This window comes from Pantoea sp. OVA07A (assembly GCF_019969975.1).
In the GTDB taxonomy this organism is placed as follows: Bacteria; Pseudomonadota; Gammaproteobacteria; order Enterobacterales; family Enterobacteriaceae; genus Pantoea; species Pantoea agglomerans.
This window is the reverse complement of record NZ_JAHXYM010000001.1, coordinates 20,323-38,931: the sequence shown is the minus strand read 5'-3', so window position 1 is coordinate 38,931 and position 18,609 is coordinate 20,323. Positions and strand designations below refer to the sequence as shown.

Here is an 18,609-nt window from a genome sequence, read left to right as displayed (position 1 = left end):
GAAGCTGATGAAAAGCGTTGTTATTGAACAGCCGGGTGAACTGGTGGTGGCTGAACGTCCGCTGCCACAACCTGCGGCGGGCGAAGTCCGGGTCAAAGTGGCTTATGCCAGTATCTGCGGCTCTGATGTGCATATCTGGCACGGTCATAACCCGTTCGCGAAATATCCACGGGTAATTGGTCACGAATTTTTCGGCGTCATTGACGCGGTGGGTGACGGTGTTGATCCGGCCCGGCTGGGCGACCGCGTGGCGGTGGATCCGGTGGTGAGCTGCGGCAGCTGCTATCCCTGCTCGGTAGGCCGTCCCAATGTCTGCACCACACTGCAGGTGATTGGCGTGCACCGTGATGGCGGCTTCAGCGAGTTTGCGCTGGCTCCGGCAAAAAATGCTTTTTCCCTGCCGGACAGCATCCCCGATCGGCTCGCCAGTCTGGTTGAGCCTTTCACTATCGCCGCCAATATCACCGCGTTTCTCAAGCCGCAGCCAGACGATGTGGCGCTGATTTACGGTGCCGGTCCGATGGGGCTCACTGCGATTCAGGTGCTGAAGGGCGTCTATAAGGTTAAAAAGGTGATGGTGGTGGATCGCCTGCCGGAAAGGCTGGCACTTGCAGAGCAGAGCGGTGCCGATCAACTGTTTGATAACAGTGAAATCCCGCTGGCGGCACAGCTTGAGGGCGTGCAGCCTACGCTGATTATCGACGCGGCCTGCCATCCCACCATTCTGGCTGAAGCGGCTGCCCTCGCCTCACCGGCCGCGCGCATTGGCCTGCTGGGTTTCTCCGGCGAGCCGTGCAGCATTACTCAGCAGAGCCTGACCAGCAAGGAGCTGTCGCTGTTTACCTCACGTCTTAACAGCAATCGTTTCCCACAGGTGATCGAATGGATGGAAGAAGGGTTAATCCAGCCAGAGAAACTGGTCACGCACTACTTCCCGCTGCAGGAGATTGAGCGTGCGATGACCCTGTTTGAAAAAGATCCGCGCACCTGCTGCAAAGTCATACTTCAGATGGGTTAATTATCCGCTGAACACCAGGTCTCCTCAGCCGGTGCGTACCCGCCGGCATGACTATAAAGATAAAACAGATCACGGAGTTTGTATGTTCAAGAATCTGCGCTGGACCCTCGTTTTGCTGCTGTTCCTGGTTTACATGATTAACTACCTCGATCGTGTCGCCCTGTCGCTGACGGTGCCGCTGGTGGAAAAAGATCTGGCGATCAATGCTGAGCAGTTTGGCATGATCTTCGGCAGCTTTTTCTTTGGCTATGCCCTGTTTAACTTTCTTGGCGGCCTTGCCACTGACCGCTATGGCCCTAAAATCGTGCTGGCTGTGGCGGTAGGTGCCTGGTCCATTTTCTGCGGCATGACCGCACTGGCCACCGGCTTCTGGTCGCTGCTGATCCTGCGTGTGCTGTTTGGCATGGCTGAAGGCCCGATCTGCTCCTCGGCCAACAAAGCGATTAACGGCTGGTTCCCGAAAAAACAGGCCGCGACGGCCATGGGCTTACTGAGTGCCGGATCACCTTTAGGTGGTGCGGTCGCTGGCCCGATCATTGGTTATCTGGCGCTCGCCTATGGCTGGCGTCCGGCGTTCGTGATTGTCTGCTGCATCGGTCTGGTGTGGATGGCGTTCTGGCTCTTCTTCGCCGCTGACAATCCGGCGAAGAGCAAGCGTGTCAGCGAAGAGGAACGTCTGCTGATTGATCGCCTGAAAGCAACGAACCCGAATGATGAAGTTGATCTGTCGGAAACGTCACATCCGTTTGGCTACTACCTGCGCCAGCCGATTATCCTGGTCACCGCTTTTGCCTTCTTCTGCTACAACTACATTCTGTTTTTCTTCCTGAGCTGGTTCCCGGCCTACCTGGTGCAGGCGCACGGCCTGGATATCAAATCGATGAGCATCACCACCATGATCCCGTGGATCGTCGGTTTCGTTGGCCTGGCGCTGGGTGGCTGGATCTCCGATAAGATCTTTAACATCACCGGCAAGCTGTTGTTGTCCCGCAAAATTGTGCTGGTGGTCTCACTGCTGGCCGCCGCAATTTGTGTGGCGCTGGCGGGTACGATAAAAGATGTGGTGCCTGCGGTAATTATGATGTCGGTGTCGATTTTCTTTCTCTACATCACCGGCGCAATCTACTGGGCGATTATTCAGGATGTGGTACACAAGAGCCGTATCGGCAGCATCAGCGGCTTTATCCATCTGGTGGGTAGCCTCTCCGGCATCATCGGGCCCATCGTCACCGGGTTTATTGTTCATCACACCGGTAAATTCGATAGCGCCTTTATCCTGGCGGGCTGTGTCGCCGCGCTGGGTGCCTTCCTGGTGTTATTTGTGATTCGCAGTCCGAAAACCCAGGATAAACCGGTTTCGGTCTGAGTGTTGTTTCGCTAACAGATGTATGATTTCGGGGCGCTTTGCGCCCCGTTTGCCATAAGGATGGACTATGTTACAGATTGATCGCCTGCCCGCTGAGGTCAAGCGCCCCGCTTACGACCGCAGCCAGTTAAAAACCCGCATGGTACATATCGGTTTTGGTGCATTTCACCGCGCCCATCAGGCGCTCTGCAGCGATAAGCTGGCTGAACAGGGCAGCGACTGGGGTTATTGTGAAGTGAACCTCAACAGCGGCGCGTTGATTGAGGCCCTGCGAGAGCAGCAGCTGCTTTATACCCTCACCGAGATGGCCGATGATTCATTGCATACCCGGGTGATTGGCGTCATTACTCAGGCACTGCACGGCAAAAGTGACGGTATTGAGGCGGTGATCAATGCCATGAGCCAGCCTGAGGTGGCGATTGTCTCCATGACCGTCACCGAGAAAGGCTATTGCCACCAGCCTGCCAGTGGCAATTTAAATGCCGATCACCCTGATATCGTGCATGACCTGCAGAATCCGCATTCGCCGCGTTCGCTGCCCGGTCTGATTCTGGCCGCGATTCGCCGCCGACGAGATCAGAGCTTACCCGCCTTTAGCGTGATGTCCTGTGACAACATGCCGGAAAATGGTCACGTAACCCGCAACGTTGTTGTGCAACTGGCACAGCATCAGGATCCGGCCCTGGCAGACTATATTCAGCAACACATAACCTTCCCCTCCACCATGGTGGATCGTATCGTTCCGGCCATGACCGATGCAGCGTTTGCGGCACTAGGCGCGCGTCTGGGTTCCGATGACCCGGTTGCGGTTGAAGCGGAGCCCTTCTTTCAGTGGGTGATTGAAGATAACTTCGTCAATGGCCGTCCGGCGTGGGAAAAAGCGGGCGCAGAACTGGTCAGAGACGTTCTGCCCTATGAAGAGATGAAACTGCGCATGCTGAATGGCAGCCACTCTTTCCTGGCCTATCTCGGCTTCCTGGCAGGTTATGAATACATCAGCGACTGCGTGGCCGATCCCCATTTCCGCGCCGCCGCCCGTGCACTGATGATCGATGAGCAGGCGCCGACGCTGCGTACCCAGGGCGTGGATCTCAACGCCTACGCCGATTCGCTGATCGCCCGTTACGAAAACCGTGCCATTAAACATCGCACATATCAAATCGCCACTGACGGATCGCAAAAATTGCCACAACGCATGCTCGACAGCCTGCGCTGGCATCTGCAGCGCGGCAGCCGCTGCGACCTGCTGCTGCTGGGCGTGGCGGGCTGGATGCGCTATGTCGGCGGCGTCAATGAGCAGGGTCAGCCGATTGAGATCCGCGATCCGCTGAAAGCCACGCTGGCAGAGACGGTTGCCGGTAGCGAAGAAGGCGAAGCGCGTGTCCGTGCACTATTGGGTCTGCGCGACATCTTTGGCGACGATCTGGCGCAGAACGCCGATCTGGTGGCCCGACTGACGACGTATTACCAGCAGCTGACGACTCAGGGCGCGCGGGCGACGGTGCAACAGTGTATGAGCCAGGCATAACAGCCTGGTGACAAAGCGCTGGCGCAGATGCAGCGCGCTGATTAGACTGACACTTTCCCATCGCGCTGGCCCCGGCCAGCCGTAATATGGATATTGCTGCATGTCGATCGCCTATACCATTACTACCAGCGAACCGGTAAATCAGCAGATTTACCGGTATCTGCGCAAAGATATCGTCACCTGCGCAATTCAGCCGGGCTCGCTGCTCTCGGAAAAAGAGGTGTCCGCGCGCTTCAACGTCTCACGCCAGCCGGTGCGTGAAGCGTTCATCAAGCTGGCCGAAGCCGGACTGGTACAGGTATTGCCGCAGCGTGGCACTTTCGTGCGCAAAATCTCCGCTAAGCGGGTGGCGGATGGCCGCTTTATCCGGGAGGCAGTCGAGGTGTCGGTGGTTCGCCGTGCGGCACTGGAGATTGATGATCCGGCTCTGATGGCGCTGGAGCATAACCTGCAGCTGCAACGCATGGCCGCTGAACGGCATGACAGCCAGGCTTTTCTCACTCTGGACGATGAGTTTCATCGCCTGATTGCTGAAAGCATCGACTGTAAGCTGGCCTGGGAAACGGTGGAGAACATCAAAGCGGCCATGGACCGGGTGCGGTTTCTGACGCTGAGTGAAGTCTCTCCACCGGACAAGCTGATTGAGCAGCATGAAGAGATTTTTGCGGCGCTGAAGCGTCATGACGCCGATGCAGCCGAAGCGGCAATGCGTCGTCATCTGCAGGAGATGATCTTCTCTATCACCCCGATTGCCGAGCGTAACAGCGCCTGGTTTGAAGCACCCTGAACCTGAAACCGCCCGCACCACCTGATTACCAGGTCGATGCGGGCCTTCGTCGTTACCACCATTGATGAAAATGGTGAACCGGCCCGATACCCTTCCCGACCTCCAGCGAATCCGCCTGCAGCAGCGCCTGCTGTAACCAGTTTTTGGCTTCCCCGATCGTCTCTGCCCAGTCAGCATGACGTGGTCGCAACGCGGCTAAGGCTGCCGACAGCGTACAGCCGGTGCCGTGCGTATGACGGGTATTCACGCGCGGCGTACTGAATCGCTGCTCTGCTGAGTGCGTGATCAGCCAGTCCGGGCTCTCCGCCGCCGTAAGGTGACCGCCCTTCATCAGCACGGCCTGACAGCCCAGTGCCAGCAATGCCCGTCCCTGCTCGCGCATTTCCTCTTCATCTGCCGCAATGGCGCAATCCAGCAACGCCGCCGCTTCCGGCAGATTAGGCGTGATCAGCGAGACCTGCGGCAATAACAGCTCTCGTACACTGGCTACGGCGTCTGGCGAGAGCAGCGCATCACCACTTTTCGCAACCATGACCGTGTCCAGCACGATAAACGGGATTGCCGCATTGTTCAGCCGGGCCGCAACCTGCTCCACGATAGCTGTTTCTGACAGCATGCCAATTTTTGCGCTGTCGATACGCACATCACTGAGCACCGAATCGAGCTGGGCGGCCACAAAGTCAGGCGTAATGCGATAAACCGACTGCACGCCGCAGGTGTTCTGTGCCACCAGCGCGGTGATGACGCTGGTGCCATAGGCTCCCAGAGCGGAGAAGGTCTTGAGATCGGCCTGAATCCCTGCGCCACCGCTGGGATCGGTACCCGCAATCGTCAGAGCGTTAATACGCTTCATGATTACCCTCCAGCGTCCAGAGTGCATCAATAAACGCTGTGGCAAAGCTGCCGGGTCCGGCAGCCTGCGCCGCCGCCTTTTCACCCGCCAGCGCCACCACCTGACAGGCGGCCGCGACATTCATCAGCCGATCGCCCGGCAGAGAGCTGAAACCCGCCACCACTGCCGAGAGGGCGCAGCCGGTCCCGACTACCCGTGTCATTAAGGGGCTTCCACCGTGTACAGCAAGGAGTCGCTGACCATCGGTGGCGTAGTCCACTTCACCGGTGACGACCACCAGCGAGCTCCAGGTTTCCGCGAGCTGTTGGGCCGCATCGAGTGCGGCATCCGCCTGATGCAGCGTGTCGACACCGCGCCCGCCACTGGCCTGTTGTGCCAGCGCCAGAATCTCTGACGCATTCCCCCGAATCACCGCCGGTTGCTGGCTTAACAACTGCTGGCAGAAGTCACTGCGCAGCGTCAGTGCGCCGACGGCAACCGGATCGAGTGTCCAGGGCGTGCCCGCCTGATTAGCCGCGGTGACGGCAGCCTGCATCGCCTGCTGGCGCTCGCGGGTTAAGGTGCCCACGTTAATCAGCAGTGCATCGGCCATGCTACTGAACTGGGCGGCCTCAGCGGCATCGATCACCATCGCCGGTGAGGCATGGAGTGCCAGCAACACATTGGCGGTGAAGTTCTGGACCACGTCATTGGTCATACAGTGCACCAGCGGTGACTGGCGGCGGAAAGCGTGCAGAATGGGCGCGAAGTGCGCGGCAGAAAGGTGTTGAGATTGATGTGTCATCGTAGCTCCCAACCGGCGAACAAGAAGGCGAATGCGGTCAGGCATCAGACTTCCCTACGCTGGCATTATCCAGTTCAGGTCAGCGGGTTTTTCTCAGCCCTTTCCGTGTGGAAAGCGGCACCCCGAGTCGTGTTACGGCTTGCAGCATAGGCAAGCCGCGCAGCGAAAGCAAGCGACTCCCGCCTGGGAAATAATCAGAGCTGAAACAATTCACATGATCCCGATCAACGCCTGAGGGTGCAAAAAAAGGCTTAATGCTGCGGGTTAACGAGATACCTCTTTATAGGTAGTCCCGCTTATTACCCGGATGGGTAATATTTCTCGCAGTGACTCTGATTACCCCATAATAATTGACCTGCTTGCAGCACCATCGTAAAAAACACTTTATTTCATGGAGTTAGAAAACTCCTGAAGCGGAACTTCATACTATTCAGGATGTATGATGCGATTTTTAGCGCTTATTCCACACCGCCATCGATGGCAGGATATTAATATTGAACGCAAGGGTGCCGTGGCACCCAATGGCAGACAGTACCTCTCCACCTATATTTCCGCCCGCTGCACAGGCTGTGGCGAAATTATTCACCGGGTCTATTATCGCGATATCAGCGATCACCAGGCGCGCCGCTGGTTAGGTTAGCGTCCCGGCTACGGTCATTCCGGACACAGTTCAGGTTAACAGTTAGTTAGCAATTTGTTAGTCTGGTAACTAATCATCGTCTGACCAGACTCTCTCTATGCCACTGCTGTTTGAAAGCTTAAGCCATCAAATTTACCTGTCAGCACCGCTATTTATCCTGATTTTGCTGGGGTACTGCCTGACGCGCCTCGGAAAATGGCCCGCCAGCATCAGCGAAGGGATGAACCGCTTTGTGTTTAACGTTGCCCTGCCCTGCATGCTGTTTCGGGTAATGAGCACCTTCTCGCAAAGTCCGCCGGTAGATGCGCGCCTGTTGCTGGCCTTTTTCGGCAGTTGCCTGCTGGTGTTTATTGTGGGGCGACTGCTGGCAACAAGGCTGTTTAATCTGGATGGCGTAGCGGCGTCGGTTTTTGCGCTGGGCGGCATCTTTTCCAATAACGTCATGCTGGGGATCCCGGTGGCCACGGTACTGCTGGGGCCAGAAGCCCTGCCCCCGGTGGCGCTGGTGCTGGTGTTTAACAGCCTGATCCTCTGGACCTTACTGACCGTTTCGGTCGAGTGGGCAAAACAGGGCAGCTTCTCGCTGGAAGGACTCTGGCGCACCCTGCTCGGCGTGCTGAAGAATCCGCTGATCATCGGTATTCTCAGCGGTACAGCGTGGAGCTTTCTGCAACGTCCCTTGCCGCTGCTGGCCGCTGAACCGCTAAAGATGCTGGCCTCACTGGCCGCACCCCTGTCGCTGGTGACGCTGGGCATGAGCCTGGCGCACTATCGGGTGCGGGATGGCTTAAAAGAGAGCTATACCATCTGCCTGCTGAAGCTGGTGCTGCAACCGATGACGGTATGGGCTATCGCGTGGCTGACCGATCTGCCGCCGCTGGAGAGTAAAGTGGTGGTGCTGCTGGGATCGATGGCAGTCGGGGTTAACGTCTATCTGATGTCGCAGAAGTTCAATGTCATTACCGGCCCGGCGGCGGCGAGCATGCTCTTTTCTACCGTGTTTGCGGCGGTGACGACGCCAATCTGGATGATGCTGATGACGCTGGCGGGCTATTAACAAAAAAGCCCCTCAGCACACGTGCTGAAGGGCTATTGTATGGCTAACTAAATGTTACTCAGCCGATTTGGTACGAATCAGATAGTCAAAAGCACTCAGTGAGGCTTTAGCACCTTCGCCGCTGGCGATGATGATCTGCTTGTACGGTACGGTGGTGCAGTCGCCCGCGGCGAACACGCCTTTCAGGCTGGTTTCGCATTTACCATCGATGATGATCTCACCCATTTTGTTGCGCTCAACCGCACCTTCCAGCCATGGGGTGTTTGGCAACAGACCAATCTGAACGAAGATACCGGAGAGCGGCAGCTCATGAGTGGTCTGCGTCGTACGGTCGATATAGTGCAGGCCGGTGACTTTGGTACCGTCGCCTTTCACTTCGGTGGTCTGGGCGTTCAGGATCACATCCACGTTCTTCAGGCTGCGCAGCTTATCCTGCAGCACCTGATCGGCGCGCATCTCACCAGCAAACTCCAGCAGCGTAACGTGTTCAACGATACCGGCCAGATCGATGGCCGCTTCCACGCCGGAGTTACCGCCGCCGATCACCGCCGTGCGTTTGCCTTTAAACAGCGGGCCATCGCAGTGTGGGCAGTAGGTCACGCCTTTGGTGCGATACTCTTCTTCACCCGGCACGCCCATGTTACGCCAGCGTGCGCCGGTCGCCAGGATGATGCTGCGTGATTTCAATACTGCGCCGGAGGCGGTTTCGATGGCGTGCATTCCGCCCTCTTTCGCTGCCGGGATCAGTTTGATGGCGCTCTGGCTTTCAATGACGTCCACGTTGTAATCATCCACGTGTGCGCGCAGTGAACCGGCCAGTTTGGCCCCTTCGGTTTTCGGTACGGAGATATAGTTTTCGATATCGACCGTGTCCAGCACCTGGCCGCCAAAACGCTCACCCAGCAGGCCGGTACGGATACCTTTACGTGCTGAGTAGATGGCTGCCGCTGCGCCCGCCGGGCCGCTGCCGATAATCAGGACTTCATACGCGTCACGCTTGTTCAGCTCTTCCGCTGCACGTTTGTCGGCATTGGTATCCACTTTGCTGACGATTTCCGCCAGGCTCATGCGACCCTGACCAAACTCTTTACCATTGAGGTAAACCGCTGGCACGCCCATCACGTTACGTTCCTGAATCTCGTTCTGGAACAGGCCACCGTCGATAGCGGTGTGGCTGATGCGCGGGTTAATCACCGCCATCAGGTTCAGCGCCTGTACGACGTCAGGGCAGTTATGGCATGAGAGTGAATAGTAAGTTTCGAAATGGAAGTCGCTGTCCAGCGCGGCAATCTGATCCAGCAGGCTTTGTGCTTCTTTCGACGGATGCCCACCGGTCTGTAACAGTGCCAGCACCAGTGAGGTAAATTCGTGACCCAGAGGTGAACCGGCAAAACGCGGGCCGCTGTTCGAACCTGGGTTGGTGATCAGAAATGAGGGCTTACGCACCTGACGATCGTTCTCTTCGCGGAAGCTGACTTTGTCAGACAAACCGGCGATATCAACCAACAGTTCACGGATCTCGGTTGATTTTGCACCTTCGTCCAGCGTGGCAATCAACTCAACAGGTTTGGTTAATTTCTCAAGGTAAGCCTTGAGCTGGGTTTTCAGATTTGTGTCGAGCATAGTGATATCCTGGTCAAAAAATCGGGTGCCGCAGCACCCGATTGGAGAATGGTCGAAAGGCCGAAGCGGAATTAGATTTTGCCAACCAGGTCCAGAGACGGAGCCAGTGTTGCATCACCTTCTTTCCATTTAGCCGGGCACACTTCACCTGGGTGAGAAGCCACGTACTGAGCCGCTTTCACTTTGCGCAGCAGGTCAGAGGCGTCACGGCCAATGCCTTCAGCAGTGATTTCGATTGCCTGGATAACGCCTTCCGGGTCAACGATAAAGGTACCACGGTCAGCCAGACCTTCGTCTTCGCGCATGATTTCGAAGTTACGGGTCAGCGCGCCAGTCGGGTCACCGATCATCGTGTACTGGATTTTCGCGATGGTGTCAGAAGAACCGTGCCAGGCTTTGTGGGTAAAGTGGGTATCGGTAGAAACGGAGTAGATATCTACGCCCAGTTTCTGGAACTCTTCGTAGTGATCAGCCACGTCGCCCAGCTCGGTCGGGCAGACGAAGGTGAAGTCAGCTGGATAGAAGAAGAACACACTCCATTTACCTTCAACGTCTTTCTCGGTTACGTCGATGAATTCGCCGTTTTTGAATGCTGCGTTTTTGAACGGCTTGATTTTGGTATTGATAATAGACATCTGGTGGCCTCCGTTAAAATATGTGATGCAGGTTACATAATTTCCGGGCCAACATCTAATATGCAGTCGTTATCAATTTGATTAACGAAAGCTATCAAACGCTAAGAGCCTGATGCTCTCTGGCCCGGCAGGCAGTGTACAGCGATTTACGTGACATTTAACCCGCTTTATCTTTTCCGCCCCTCTCCGCGAATCGCTGCTAGTTTTGTAAGACCGGATTAAAAGGGAGCTGACTTGTGGAGATTCGTCCGTTTACTGAAGCCGATCGTCCTTTTCTGCGTACGCTGTTTCTGGCGACGCGTCGGCATAACTGGCGCTGGCTGGACGGCAGCGAGTGGCAGCTGGAAGATTTTGATGGGGTAATCCTGGGTGAAACCGTGCTGGTCGCGGAAGCTGACGGACAGCGGGTCGGATTTGCCGGCCTGCTGGAGAACGATAACTTCCTGCACAGCCTCTATGTCGATCCTGACTGGCAGGGGCGCGGCGTGGGCAGCGCTTTGCTTAAGGCGGCAGAGGCGCGCTTTACCTCAACCGGTGCGCTAAAGTGCCTGCAGAAGAATAAAGCGGCGCAGGCCTTTTACCTGAAACATGGCTGGAAGATGATTTCACAAGGCGAAGGCGAACATGGCGGCTACGTGCTAATGCACTACCCGCTGGCTTCGCAATATGCCAGCGGGTCGGGTCGTGCTTAGAGCGCGCGGAAGGCGATGTCGCCGGGGATGACTTCGCCCTGCCAGTAAAGCTGGGCAGCAACGCGTCCGGCCAGCTGGCGATAAAGCGCGGTAAACTCGCTATCGGGCCGGCGAATCACCGTCGGCTGTCCTTCATCGAGATCTTCGCGCAGGTCAATGTGCAGCGGCAGCTGAGCCAGCAGCTGCGTCTGGTAATCCTCTACCAGTTTCTGTGCGCCACCGGTGCCGAAAATCGGCTCATGGAAGCCACACTGACTGCAGATATGCAGGCTCATGTTTTCCACCACACCAAGTACCGGCACATTAACCTTTTCAAACATCACCAGCCCTTTGCGGGCATCAATCAGGGCGATATCCTGCGGCGTAGTCACCACCAGCGCGCCGGTGACCGGTACGTTCTGCGCCAGCGTCAGCTGAATATCGCCGGTACCGGGTGGCATATCCAGCACCAGATAATCCAGCTCAGGCCACAGCGTCTCGTTCAGCAGCTGCATCAGCGCTTTGCTGGCCATCGGCCCGCGCCACACCATCGCATTGTCGTCCGTTACCAGATAACCAATAGAGTTGGTTGCCAGCCCGTGCGCCATGATCGGTGCCATGTGGGTGCCATCCGGCGAGGTAGGCCGCTGATCCTGGGTGCCAAGCATGTTCGGCACTGACGGGCCATAAATGTCGGCGTCAAGAATGCCGACCCGCGCCCCCTCTGCTGCCAGCGCCAGCGCCATGTTCACGGCGGTGCTGGATTTACCCACGCCGCCTTTGCCAGAGCTGACTGCAATAATATTTTTCACGCCGTTGACGCCCGGCTGGTTTTTCACCCGTTTCAGGGTGGCAATGTCATGGCTGAGTCGCCAGTCGATGGCACCCGCGCCGGTCTGACGCAGCAGTTCGGCGCTGACCTGCTCTTTCAGGACGTCGAACCCGCTGGCCCAGGCAAACGGCATCAGCAGCTCCACATGCAGCGTACCGTCAAGCTGTGCCACGTGATGTAACGCCTTCAGGGCGGTGAGATTCTGCTTAAGGGTCGGATGCTCAAAGCTTCTCAATACGCCAGCCACGATGGCGCGCAGGCCTTCTGGCGTCTGCGGTTCCCGGGATTGTGCTGTCATCCCCTACTCCTTATTTCTGCTGTGCTTACGCTGTGTTTCAGCGATGTATTGTCAATGATATCAGATGCCCGTGGATCTGCGGTGACCGCAGGGGGTGAATCCCTTGTGTTTACGCAGGAGAAGCCTTCAGTTACCATCTAAGCCCGTTTTTTCAATCAACAGAAAGCTACGCAAACTATGACTCAAGTCGCTAAAAAAATTCTGGTAACGTGCGCACTGCCTTACGCGAACGGATCAATCCATCTCGGCCACATGCTCGAGCATATCCAGGCCGACATTTGGGTGCGTTATCAGCGAATGCGTGGCAATCAGGTTTATTTCATCTGCGCCGATGATGCGCACGGTACGCCTATCATGCTGAAAGCTCAGCAGTTAGGGATTGCACCGGAGCAGATGATTGCAGAAATGAAAAGCGAGCATGAAGCCGACTTTGCCGGTTTCAACGTCAGCTATGACAACTATCACTCGACCCACGGCGACGAAAACCGTGAGCTTTCTGCGCTGATTTATGGCCGTCTGAAAGAGAACGGTTTTATTAAAAACCGCACCATCTCCCAGCTTTACGATCCGGAAAAAGGGATGTTCCTGCCGGACCGTTTTGTGAAAGGCACCTGCCCGAAATGTAAATCTGCCGATCAGTATGGCGATAACTGCGAAGTGTGTGGCGCGACCTACAGCCCGACCGAGTTGATCGAGCCAAAATCGGTGGTCTCTGGCGCGACACCGGTTCTGCGCGACTCTGAACACTTCTTCTTTGATCTGCCCTCGTTCAGCGCCATGCTGCAGGCCTGGACCCGCTCGGGTGCGCTGCAGGATCAGGTGGCGAACAAAATGCAGGAGTGGTTCGAATCGGGCCTGCAGCAGTGGGATATCTCCCGCGACGCGCCCTACTTCGGCTTTGAAATTCCGGATGCGCCAGGCAAATATTTTTATGTCTGGCTGGATGCGCCTATCGGCTACATGGGCTCGTTCAAGAATCTGTGCGACAAGCGCGGCGACATCGACTTCGACGAATTCTGGCGTAAAGACTCCACTACCGAGCTCTATCACTTCATCGGTAAAGATATCGTCTACTTCCACAGCCTGTTCTGGCCAGCGATGCTGGAAGGCAGTAACTTCCGCAAGCCGAACAACCTGTTTGTGCACGGCTATGTCACCGTCAACGGTGCCAAGATGTCGAAGTCGCGCGGCACCTTTATTAAAGCCAGCACCTGGCTGGAGCATCTGGATGCGGACAGCCTGCGTTACTACTACGCGGCGAAACTCTCTTCACGTATCGACGATATCGACCTGAATCTGGAAGATTTCGTCCAGCGCGTGAACGCCGACATCGTCAACAAGGTGGTTAACCTGGCGTCACGTAACGCGGGCTTTATCACTAAACGCTTTGACGGCAAACTGGCGGCGGAGCTGGCCGATCCGGCGCTCTATCAGACCTTTGTGGACGCGTCAGAGAAGATTGGTGAAGCCTGGGCCGGTCGTGAATACAGCCGGGCTATTCGTGAGATCATGGCGCTGGCCGACCTGGCGAACCGCTATGTCGATGAGCAGGCTCCGTGGGTGGTGGCGAAGCAGGAAGGCCGTGATGCCGATCTGCAGGCGATCTGCTCAATGGGCATTGACCTGTTCCGCATTCTGATGACCTGGCTGAAGCCGGTGCTGCCGTCACTGAGCGCCCGCGCAGAAGGCTTCCTGAACTGCGAACTGAGCTGGGATGCTATCGCGCAACCGCTGCTGGACCACCAGGTTGCGCCATTCAAAGCGCTCTACAGCCGCATTGAGATGGCAAAGGTTGAAGGACTGATTGAAGCCTCGAAAGAGGATGCCGCTGCCGCCAGTGCACCGGCCGCAAGCGGCCCGCTGGCAGATTCGCCGGTAGGTGACACCATCACCATCGACGATTTCGCCAAAGTTGATATGCGCGTGGCGCTGATTGAGCAGGCGGAACTGGTTGAGGGTTCGGACAAGCTGCTGCGCCTGCAGCTCGACCTGGGCGGTGAAAAGCGTCAGATCTTCTCGGGTATCCGCGCCGCCTATCCCGATCCCTCTGTGCTGGTCGGTAAAATGACCATTATCGTGGCCAACCTCGCGCCACGTAAAATGCGCTTTGGTATCTCTGAAGGCATGGTGCTGTCAGCGGGTCCTGGCGGCAAAGATCTGTTTGTGCTGTCCGTTGACAGCGGGGCTGTACCGGGAATGCCCGTTAAGTAACACTCTGCATTCTGCGGCTTTAACCGCTTAGTGCAGTGCCGTTTTCAAACCCTTCGTGCCTCATCACGGGCGCGAAGGGTTATTTCTCCTCGCTCTGAATGTGCACCGCTTCCATTCCACTCCCGCCCCTGAAAATCTGTATCTGCTACGGCCACACCGCTGCATAAATGTGATCGCTAGCACGCTAAGCGGTTAATGCGTATGATGAAGCTCAGTGAAAACAGGAGCCTGCCATGCTCACCGTGCTGTCTGTCTGCGGGCGCTATCTTCGCGCCTTTATCATCATTTATCTCTGCTTATACGCCGGAATCGGCATCGCCTCGCTGCTGCCCATCAAACTGCCTGGCAGCATCCTTGGGATGTTAATTCTGTTTGCCCTGCTCGCCTCGCAGATCCTGCCTGTCAGTTGGGTTAAACCGGGCTGCCATCTGCTGATTCGCTATATGGCGCTGCTGTTTGTGCCGATCAGCGTCGGAGTGATGAGCTACACCGATATTCTGACCGCGCAGTTTGGCCCTATCGTGATCTCCTGCGTCGTCAGCACCTTCCTGGTTCTCTCTATTGTCGGCGTAAGCGCCCACCAGCTTCATAGTCGCCGTCCGGCCGGGGAGTCAGGCGATGAGTGAAATATGGTGGTCACTGCCACTGACGCTGGCGGCATTTTTTCTGGCGCGCAAACTGGCGATACGGCTGAAAATCTCGCTGCTTAATCCGCTGCTGGTGGCGATGGCGATTATTATCCCGATTCTGCTGTTGTTGCAGCTGCCCTATTCGCGCTATTTCGCGGGCAGTCAGATTCTTAATCAGCTGCTGCAACCGGCTGTTGTCGCGCTGGCACTGCCGCTGTATGAGCAGATGCACCAGATCCGAGCCCGCTGGAAATCGATTATTGGCGTCTGCTTTATCGGCAGTGTGACCGCCATGACCTCTGGCACCGCTATTGCTCTGTGGATGGGTGCCACGCCTGAAATCGCCGCTACCATTGTTCCTAAATCCGTTACCACGCCCATTGCGATGGCCGTCTCCGGTTCGCTGCACGGCATTCCCGCCATCAGCGCCATCTGCGTGCTGATTGCCGGGGTACTGGGTGCGGTGTTCGGACATACCGTGCTGAATCTGCTTGGCGTGAAATCTAAAGCAGCGCGCGGACTGGCGATAGGTAACGCGTCGCACGCCCTCGGCACAGCACGCGCCGCTGAACTCGACTATCAGGAAGGGGCATTCAGTTCACTGGCGTTGGTGATCTGCGGCATCATCACCTCACTGCTGGCGCCGTTTATTTTTCCGCTGCTGCTGCACTGGTTTGGCTGAAAGTTTGCGAGAGATCTCGCAAAGTTGAAACATGCAACACAGGTTACATTGTCAGAGCGATGTGGATCACATATAAACCGGTGACTGGCACATCGCCCTGCTGAATCTAATGAGGCTCACATGCAATCCCGTTTCCTCTCTGCCTTTGAGGCATTGCCGTCAACGCTGCAAACCGCACTCGCTCCGCTGCTGGACGATCCTGGCTTTCAGGCGGTGCTGAGCGCCGACCAGGTCGCCTCACTGCAGCAACAGACACAGATGGATGCCGATGCTCTGGCGCTGGCGCTGCTGCCCCTGGCGGCGGCCTGTGCCGTTGCTACCGTGTCGCATTTTAACGTCGGGGCTATCGCCCGTGGCGTCAGCGGCAACTGGTACTTCGGGGCCAACATGGAATTTATCGGTACGCCGTTGCAGCAGACGGTTCACGCCGAGCAGAGCGCCATTACCCATGCGTGGCTGCGTGGCGAAAGTCAGCTTGAGACGATCACCGTTAACTACACACCGTGCGGTCACTGCCGTCAGTTTATGAACGAGCTGAACAGCGGTACGAACATTCGCATCAGCCTGCCACAACGCGCGATCAGCACCCTGGCAGATTATCTGCCGGATGCCTTTGGACCGCGCGATCTGGACATCACGACCTTTCTGATGGACAGCGTGGATCACGGCTATGTAGCCGAAGGCGATGAACTGGTGCAGGCCGCGGTTGCCGCTGCCAATGCCAGCCACGCGCCTTACAGCCAGTCACACGCCGGTGTTGCGCTGCTGACCGCAACCGGCGCGATTGTCACCGGGCGCTATGCGGAAAATGCCGCCTTTAACCCGAGTTTCCCGCCCCTTCAGGCTGCGCTGGTCCTGCTCAACATGCAGGGTGGCGATGTTCGTCAGATAAAAAAAGCGGTATTAACCGAAGTGGAAAATGCCACGCTAAGCCAGTTCGCCGCCACACAGGCGACGCTTAAGACATTTGGTTGCGGTGAGCTGCTGCAGGTGACGCTGTACAAAGCATAACCCGCTGTCAGAGAGGCCACAGTTTTGTGAGCTTTTATGAACAAACGCTGTACTTCTGCGGGAAATTTCATAGGATCTGGCGCCAGAATTCACGTGATTACAAATTACTCTGAATAATTCAGGTTGCAGGATAGCAGCACGGTCGTGAATGTTTCTGCAGCGGTTACCCTGCCGCTGCCAGGCCTGCAGTCTGAGCTATAACGGGTAAGAAAACTGGCGCTACCTTTCCGGCGTGACGCCAGACAACACTGCAACCGGAGCATTACCGCATGGAACTCGACTACGAAAGTAAACGCCCGCTGTATATCCCTTATGCTGGCCCGATTTTGCTGGAATTTCCCCTGCTGAACAAAGGCAGCGCCTTTAGCATCGAAGAACGTAACGAATTCAACCTCAACGGTCTGCTGCCAGAAGCAGTGGAATCGATTGAAGAGCAGGCGCAGCGTGCCTGGCGTCAGTTCCAGGACTTCAAAAACAATAACGATAAGCATGTCTACCTGCGTAACATCCAGGACACCAACGAAACGCTGTTCTACCGCCTGCTGGATAACCATCTCGAAGAGATGATGCCCATCATCTACACCCCGACCGTCGGCGCAGCCTGTGAACACTTTTCTGAAATCTACCGTCGTGCGCGTGGCGTGTTCATCTCCTACCCTAACCGCGACCATATCGAAGATATGCTGCAAAACGCCACCAAACAGAATGTGAAGGTGATCGTGGTGACTGATGGCGAGCGTATTCTGGGCCTCGGCGATCAGGGCATCGGTGGTATGGGTATCCCGATTGGTAAGCTTTCACTCTACACCGCCTGTGGCGGCATCAGTCCGGCTTACACCCTGCCGGTGGTGCTGGATGTTGGTACCAACAACCAGCAGTTGCTGAACGATCCGCTCTATATGGGCTGGCGTCATCCGCGCATCACTGGCGAAGAGTATGATGCGTTCGTGAACGATTTTATTCAGGCCGTTAAACGCCGCTGGCCGAAAGTGCTGTTGCAGTTTGAAGATTTCGCCCAGAAGAATGCCATGCCGCTGCTGAACCGCTACCGCGATGAAGTCTGCTGCTTTAATGATGATATTCAGGGCACTGCCGCCGTGACCGTGGGTACGCTGATTGCCGCCAGCCGCGCCGCCGGCAGCCGCCTGTGCGAGCAGAAAGTGGTGTTCCTGGGCGCCGGTTCCGCGGGTTGTGGTATCGCTGAACAGATCATCGCACAGATGAAATCCGAAGGTCTGAGTGACGAGGAAGCGCGTGGCCGGGTAATGATGGTGGATCGCTTTGGTCTGCTCACTGACAAGCTGCCTAACCTGCTCGATTTCCAGAGCAAGCTGGTGCAGAAGAGCGAAAACCTGCAGCAGTGGGATGTCACCAATGATTCCATCTCGCTGCTGGACGTGGTGCGCAATGCGCAGCCCGATATTCTGATTGGTGTCTCTGGCCAGCCGGGCCTGTTCACCGAAGAGATCATCCGCGAGATGCACAAGCACTGTAAGCGCCCTATTGTGATGCCACTGTCGAACCCGACATCACGCGTGGAAGCGACGCCAGCCGATATCATCGCCTGGACTGACGGTGCCGCGCTGGTCGCAACCGGCAGTCCGTTCTCGCCGGTGAGCTGGAACGGTAAAACCTATCCGATTGCGCAGTGCAACAACTCCTACATCTTCCCGGGCATTGGTCTGGGTGTGATTGCTTCGGGTGCCAGCCGCGTTACTGATACCATGCTGATGACCGCCAGCCGCGCGCTCGCTGACTGCTCTCCGCTGGTGAATGAAGGTGAAGGCCCGGTGCTGCCTGAGATTAAAGATATCCAGGGTGTATCGAAAATCATTGCGATGGAAGTCGGTAAAGCTGCTCAGCTGGCGGGTGTCGCCGTAGTGACCTCTGAAGATGTGTTGTCACAGGCTATCGCCAACAACTTCTGGCTGCCGCAGTACCGTCATTATCGTCGTACCTCGATTTAATCTTCAGACTGCCGGAT

General features: G+C 56.6%; 17 protein-coding genes and 1 riboswitch. Of the genes, 12 read left to right on the top strand and 5 right to left on the bottom strand.

From position 1 onward, the window contains the following. Positions 1-7 precede the first annotated feature (7 nt). The 4 genes from LC417_RS00175 to LC417_RS00160 all read left to right on the top strand — a co-directional run bounded on the left by LC417_RS00175 (position 8) and on the right by LC417_RS00160 (position 4,699). Positions 8-1,018: a Zn-dependent oxidoreductase gene (locus LC417_RS00175; protein WP_010248197.1), complete on the top strand. Its 1,011-nt coding sequence runs from the start codon at positions 8-10 to the stop codon at positions 1,016-1,018. Positions 1,019-1,100: 82 nt separating this feature from the next. Then, on the top strand, positions 1,101-2,384 hold the full coding sequence (locus tag LC417_RS00170) for an MFS transporter (RefSeq protein WP_010248200.1): 1,284 nt from the start codon (positions 1,101-1,103) through the stop codon (positions 2,382-2,384). A gap of 67 nt (positions 2,385-2,451) precedes the next feature. Then, positions 2,452-3,912 (top strand): mannitol dehydrogenase family protein, encoded by a 1,461-nt coding sequence (locus LC417_RS00165; protein WP_223565309.1) that lies wholly within the window; start codon positions 2,452-2,454, stop codon positions 3,910-3,912. Between the two features lie 100 nt (positions 3,913-4,012). Beyond that, a complete protein-coding gene (locus LC417_RS00160) occupies positions 4,013-4,699 on the top strand; it encodes a GntR family transcriptional regulator (protein ID WP_010248206.1) in 687 nt (228 codons plus the stop codon). Between the two features lie 52 nt (positions 4,700-4,751). Here LC417_RS00160 and thiD read toward each other — a convergent pair whose 3' ends face one another. Then, the gene (gene thiD / locus LC417_RS00155; protein ID WP_033758424.1) at positions 4,752-5,552 is read right to left on the bottom strand and encodes a bifunctional hydroxymethylpyrimidine kinase/phosphomethylpyrimidine kinase; all 801 of its coding nucleotides are present in this window, start codon (positions 5,550-5,552) and stop codon (positions 4,752-4,754) included. Next, the gene (gene thiM / locus LC417_RS00150) at positions 5,539-6,336 is read right to left on the bottom strand and encodes a hydroxyethylthiazole kinase (RefSeq protein WP_223565308.1); all 798 of its coding nucleotides are present in this window, start codon (positions 6,334-6,336) and stop codon (positions 5,539-5,541) included. Before thiM ends, thiD begins: the two co-directional genes overlap by 14 nt. Positions 6,337-6,370: 34 nt before the next feature. Continuing rightward, a riboswitch (TPP riboswitch) is annotated at positions 6,371-6,471 on the bottom strand. Between the two features lie 307 nt (positions 6,472-6,778). On the opposite strand from thiM, the gene LC417_RS00145 reads away from it, so the two are divergent. Then, positions 6,779-6,976, top strand: coding sequence for a hypothetical protein (locus LC417_RS00145; protein WP_031592082.1), 198 nt, complete (start codon positions 6,779-6,781; stop codon positions 6,974-6,976). 97 nt (positions 6,977-7,073) lie between these two features. Then, the gene (locus LC417_RS00140; RefSeq protein WP_022625034.1) at positions 7,074-8,033 is read left to right on the top strand and encodes an AEC family transporter; all 960 of its coding nucleotides are present in this window, start codon (positions 7,074-7,076) and stop codon (positions 8,031-8,033) included. Between the two features lie 54 nt (positions 8,034-8,087). Here LC417_RS00140 and ahpF read toward each other — a convergent pair whose 3' ends face one another. Next, a complete protein-coding gene (ahpF, locus tag LC417_RS00135) occupies positions 8,088-9,656 on the bottom strand; it encodes an alkyl hydroperoxide reductase subunit F (RefSeq protein ID WP_010248223.1) in 1,569 nt (522 codons plus the stop codon). A 71-nt stretch (positions 9,657-9,727) separates the two neighbouring features. After that, on the bottom strand, positions 9,728-10,291 hold the full coding sequence (ahpC, locus tag LC417_RS00130) for an alkyl hydroperoxide reductase subunit C (RefSeq protein WP_010248225.1): 564 nt from the start codon (positions 10,289-10,291) through the stop codon (positions 9,728-9,730). Between the two features lie 236 nt (positions 10,292-10,527). On the opposite strand from ahpC, the gene LC417_RS00125 reads away from it, so the two are divergent. Next, complete coding sequence (locus tag LC417_RS00125) at positions 10,528-10,983, top strand: GNAT family N-acetyltransferase (protein ID WP_223565307.1); 456 nt, start codon at positions 10,528-10,530, stop codon at positions 10,981-10,983. Here LC417_RS00125 and apbC read toward each other — a convergent pair. After that, positions 10,980-12,092: an iron-sulfur cluster carrier protein ApbC gene (apbC, locus tag LC417_RS00120; RefSeq protein WP_033772237.1), complete on the bottom strand. Its 1,113-nt coding sequence runs from the start codon at positions 12,090-12,092 to the stop codon at positions 10,980-10,982. The genes LC417_RS00125 and apbC overlap by 4 nt on opposite strands. Positions 12,093-12,269: 177 nt before the next feature. Between apbC and metG the strand changes: the two genes are divergently transcribed. From metG to LC417_RS00095, 5 genes are all read left to right on the top strand, one after another. Further along, a complete protein-coding gene (metG, locus tag LC417_RS00115) occupies positions 12,270-14,303 on the top strand; it encodes a methionine--tRNA ligase (protein ID WP_223565306.1) in 2,034 nt (677 codons plus the stop codon). A 233-nt stretch (positions 14,304-14,536) separates the two neighbouring features. Then, positions 14,537-14,929, top strand: coding sequence for a CidA/LrgA family protein (locus LC417_RS00110; protein WP_010248237.1), 393 nt, complete (start codon positions 14,537-14,539; stop codon positions 14,927-14,929). Beyond that, entirely contained in the window at positions 14,922-15,614 is a 693-nt protein-coding gene (locus LC417_RS00105; RefSeq protein ID WP_010248240.1) for a CidB/LrgB family autolysis modulator, read from the top strand. Before LC417_RS00110 ends, LC417_RS00105 begins: the two co-directional genes overlap by 8 nt. A gap of 120 nt (positions 15,615-15,734) precedes the next feature. Beyond that, positions 15,735-16,625 carry a cytidine deaminase gene (cdd, locus tag LC417_RS00100; protein WP_061901266.1) on the top strand — a complete coding sequence of 297 codons (891 nt, stop codon included), beginning with the start codon at positions 15,735-15,737 and terminating at the stop codon, positions 16,623-16,625. A gap of 269 nt (positions 16,626-16,894) precedes the next feature. Then, the gene (locus LC417_RS00095; RefSeq protein WP_010248245.1) at positions 16,895-18,592 is read left to right on the top strand and encodes an NAD-dependent malic enzyme; all 1,698 of its coding nucleotides are present in this window, start codon (positions 16,895-16,897) and stop codon (positions 18,590-18,592) included. The last annotated feature ends 17 nt before the right edge of the window (positions 18,593-18,609 follow it).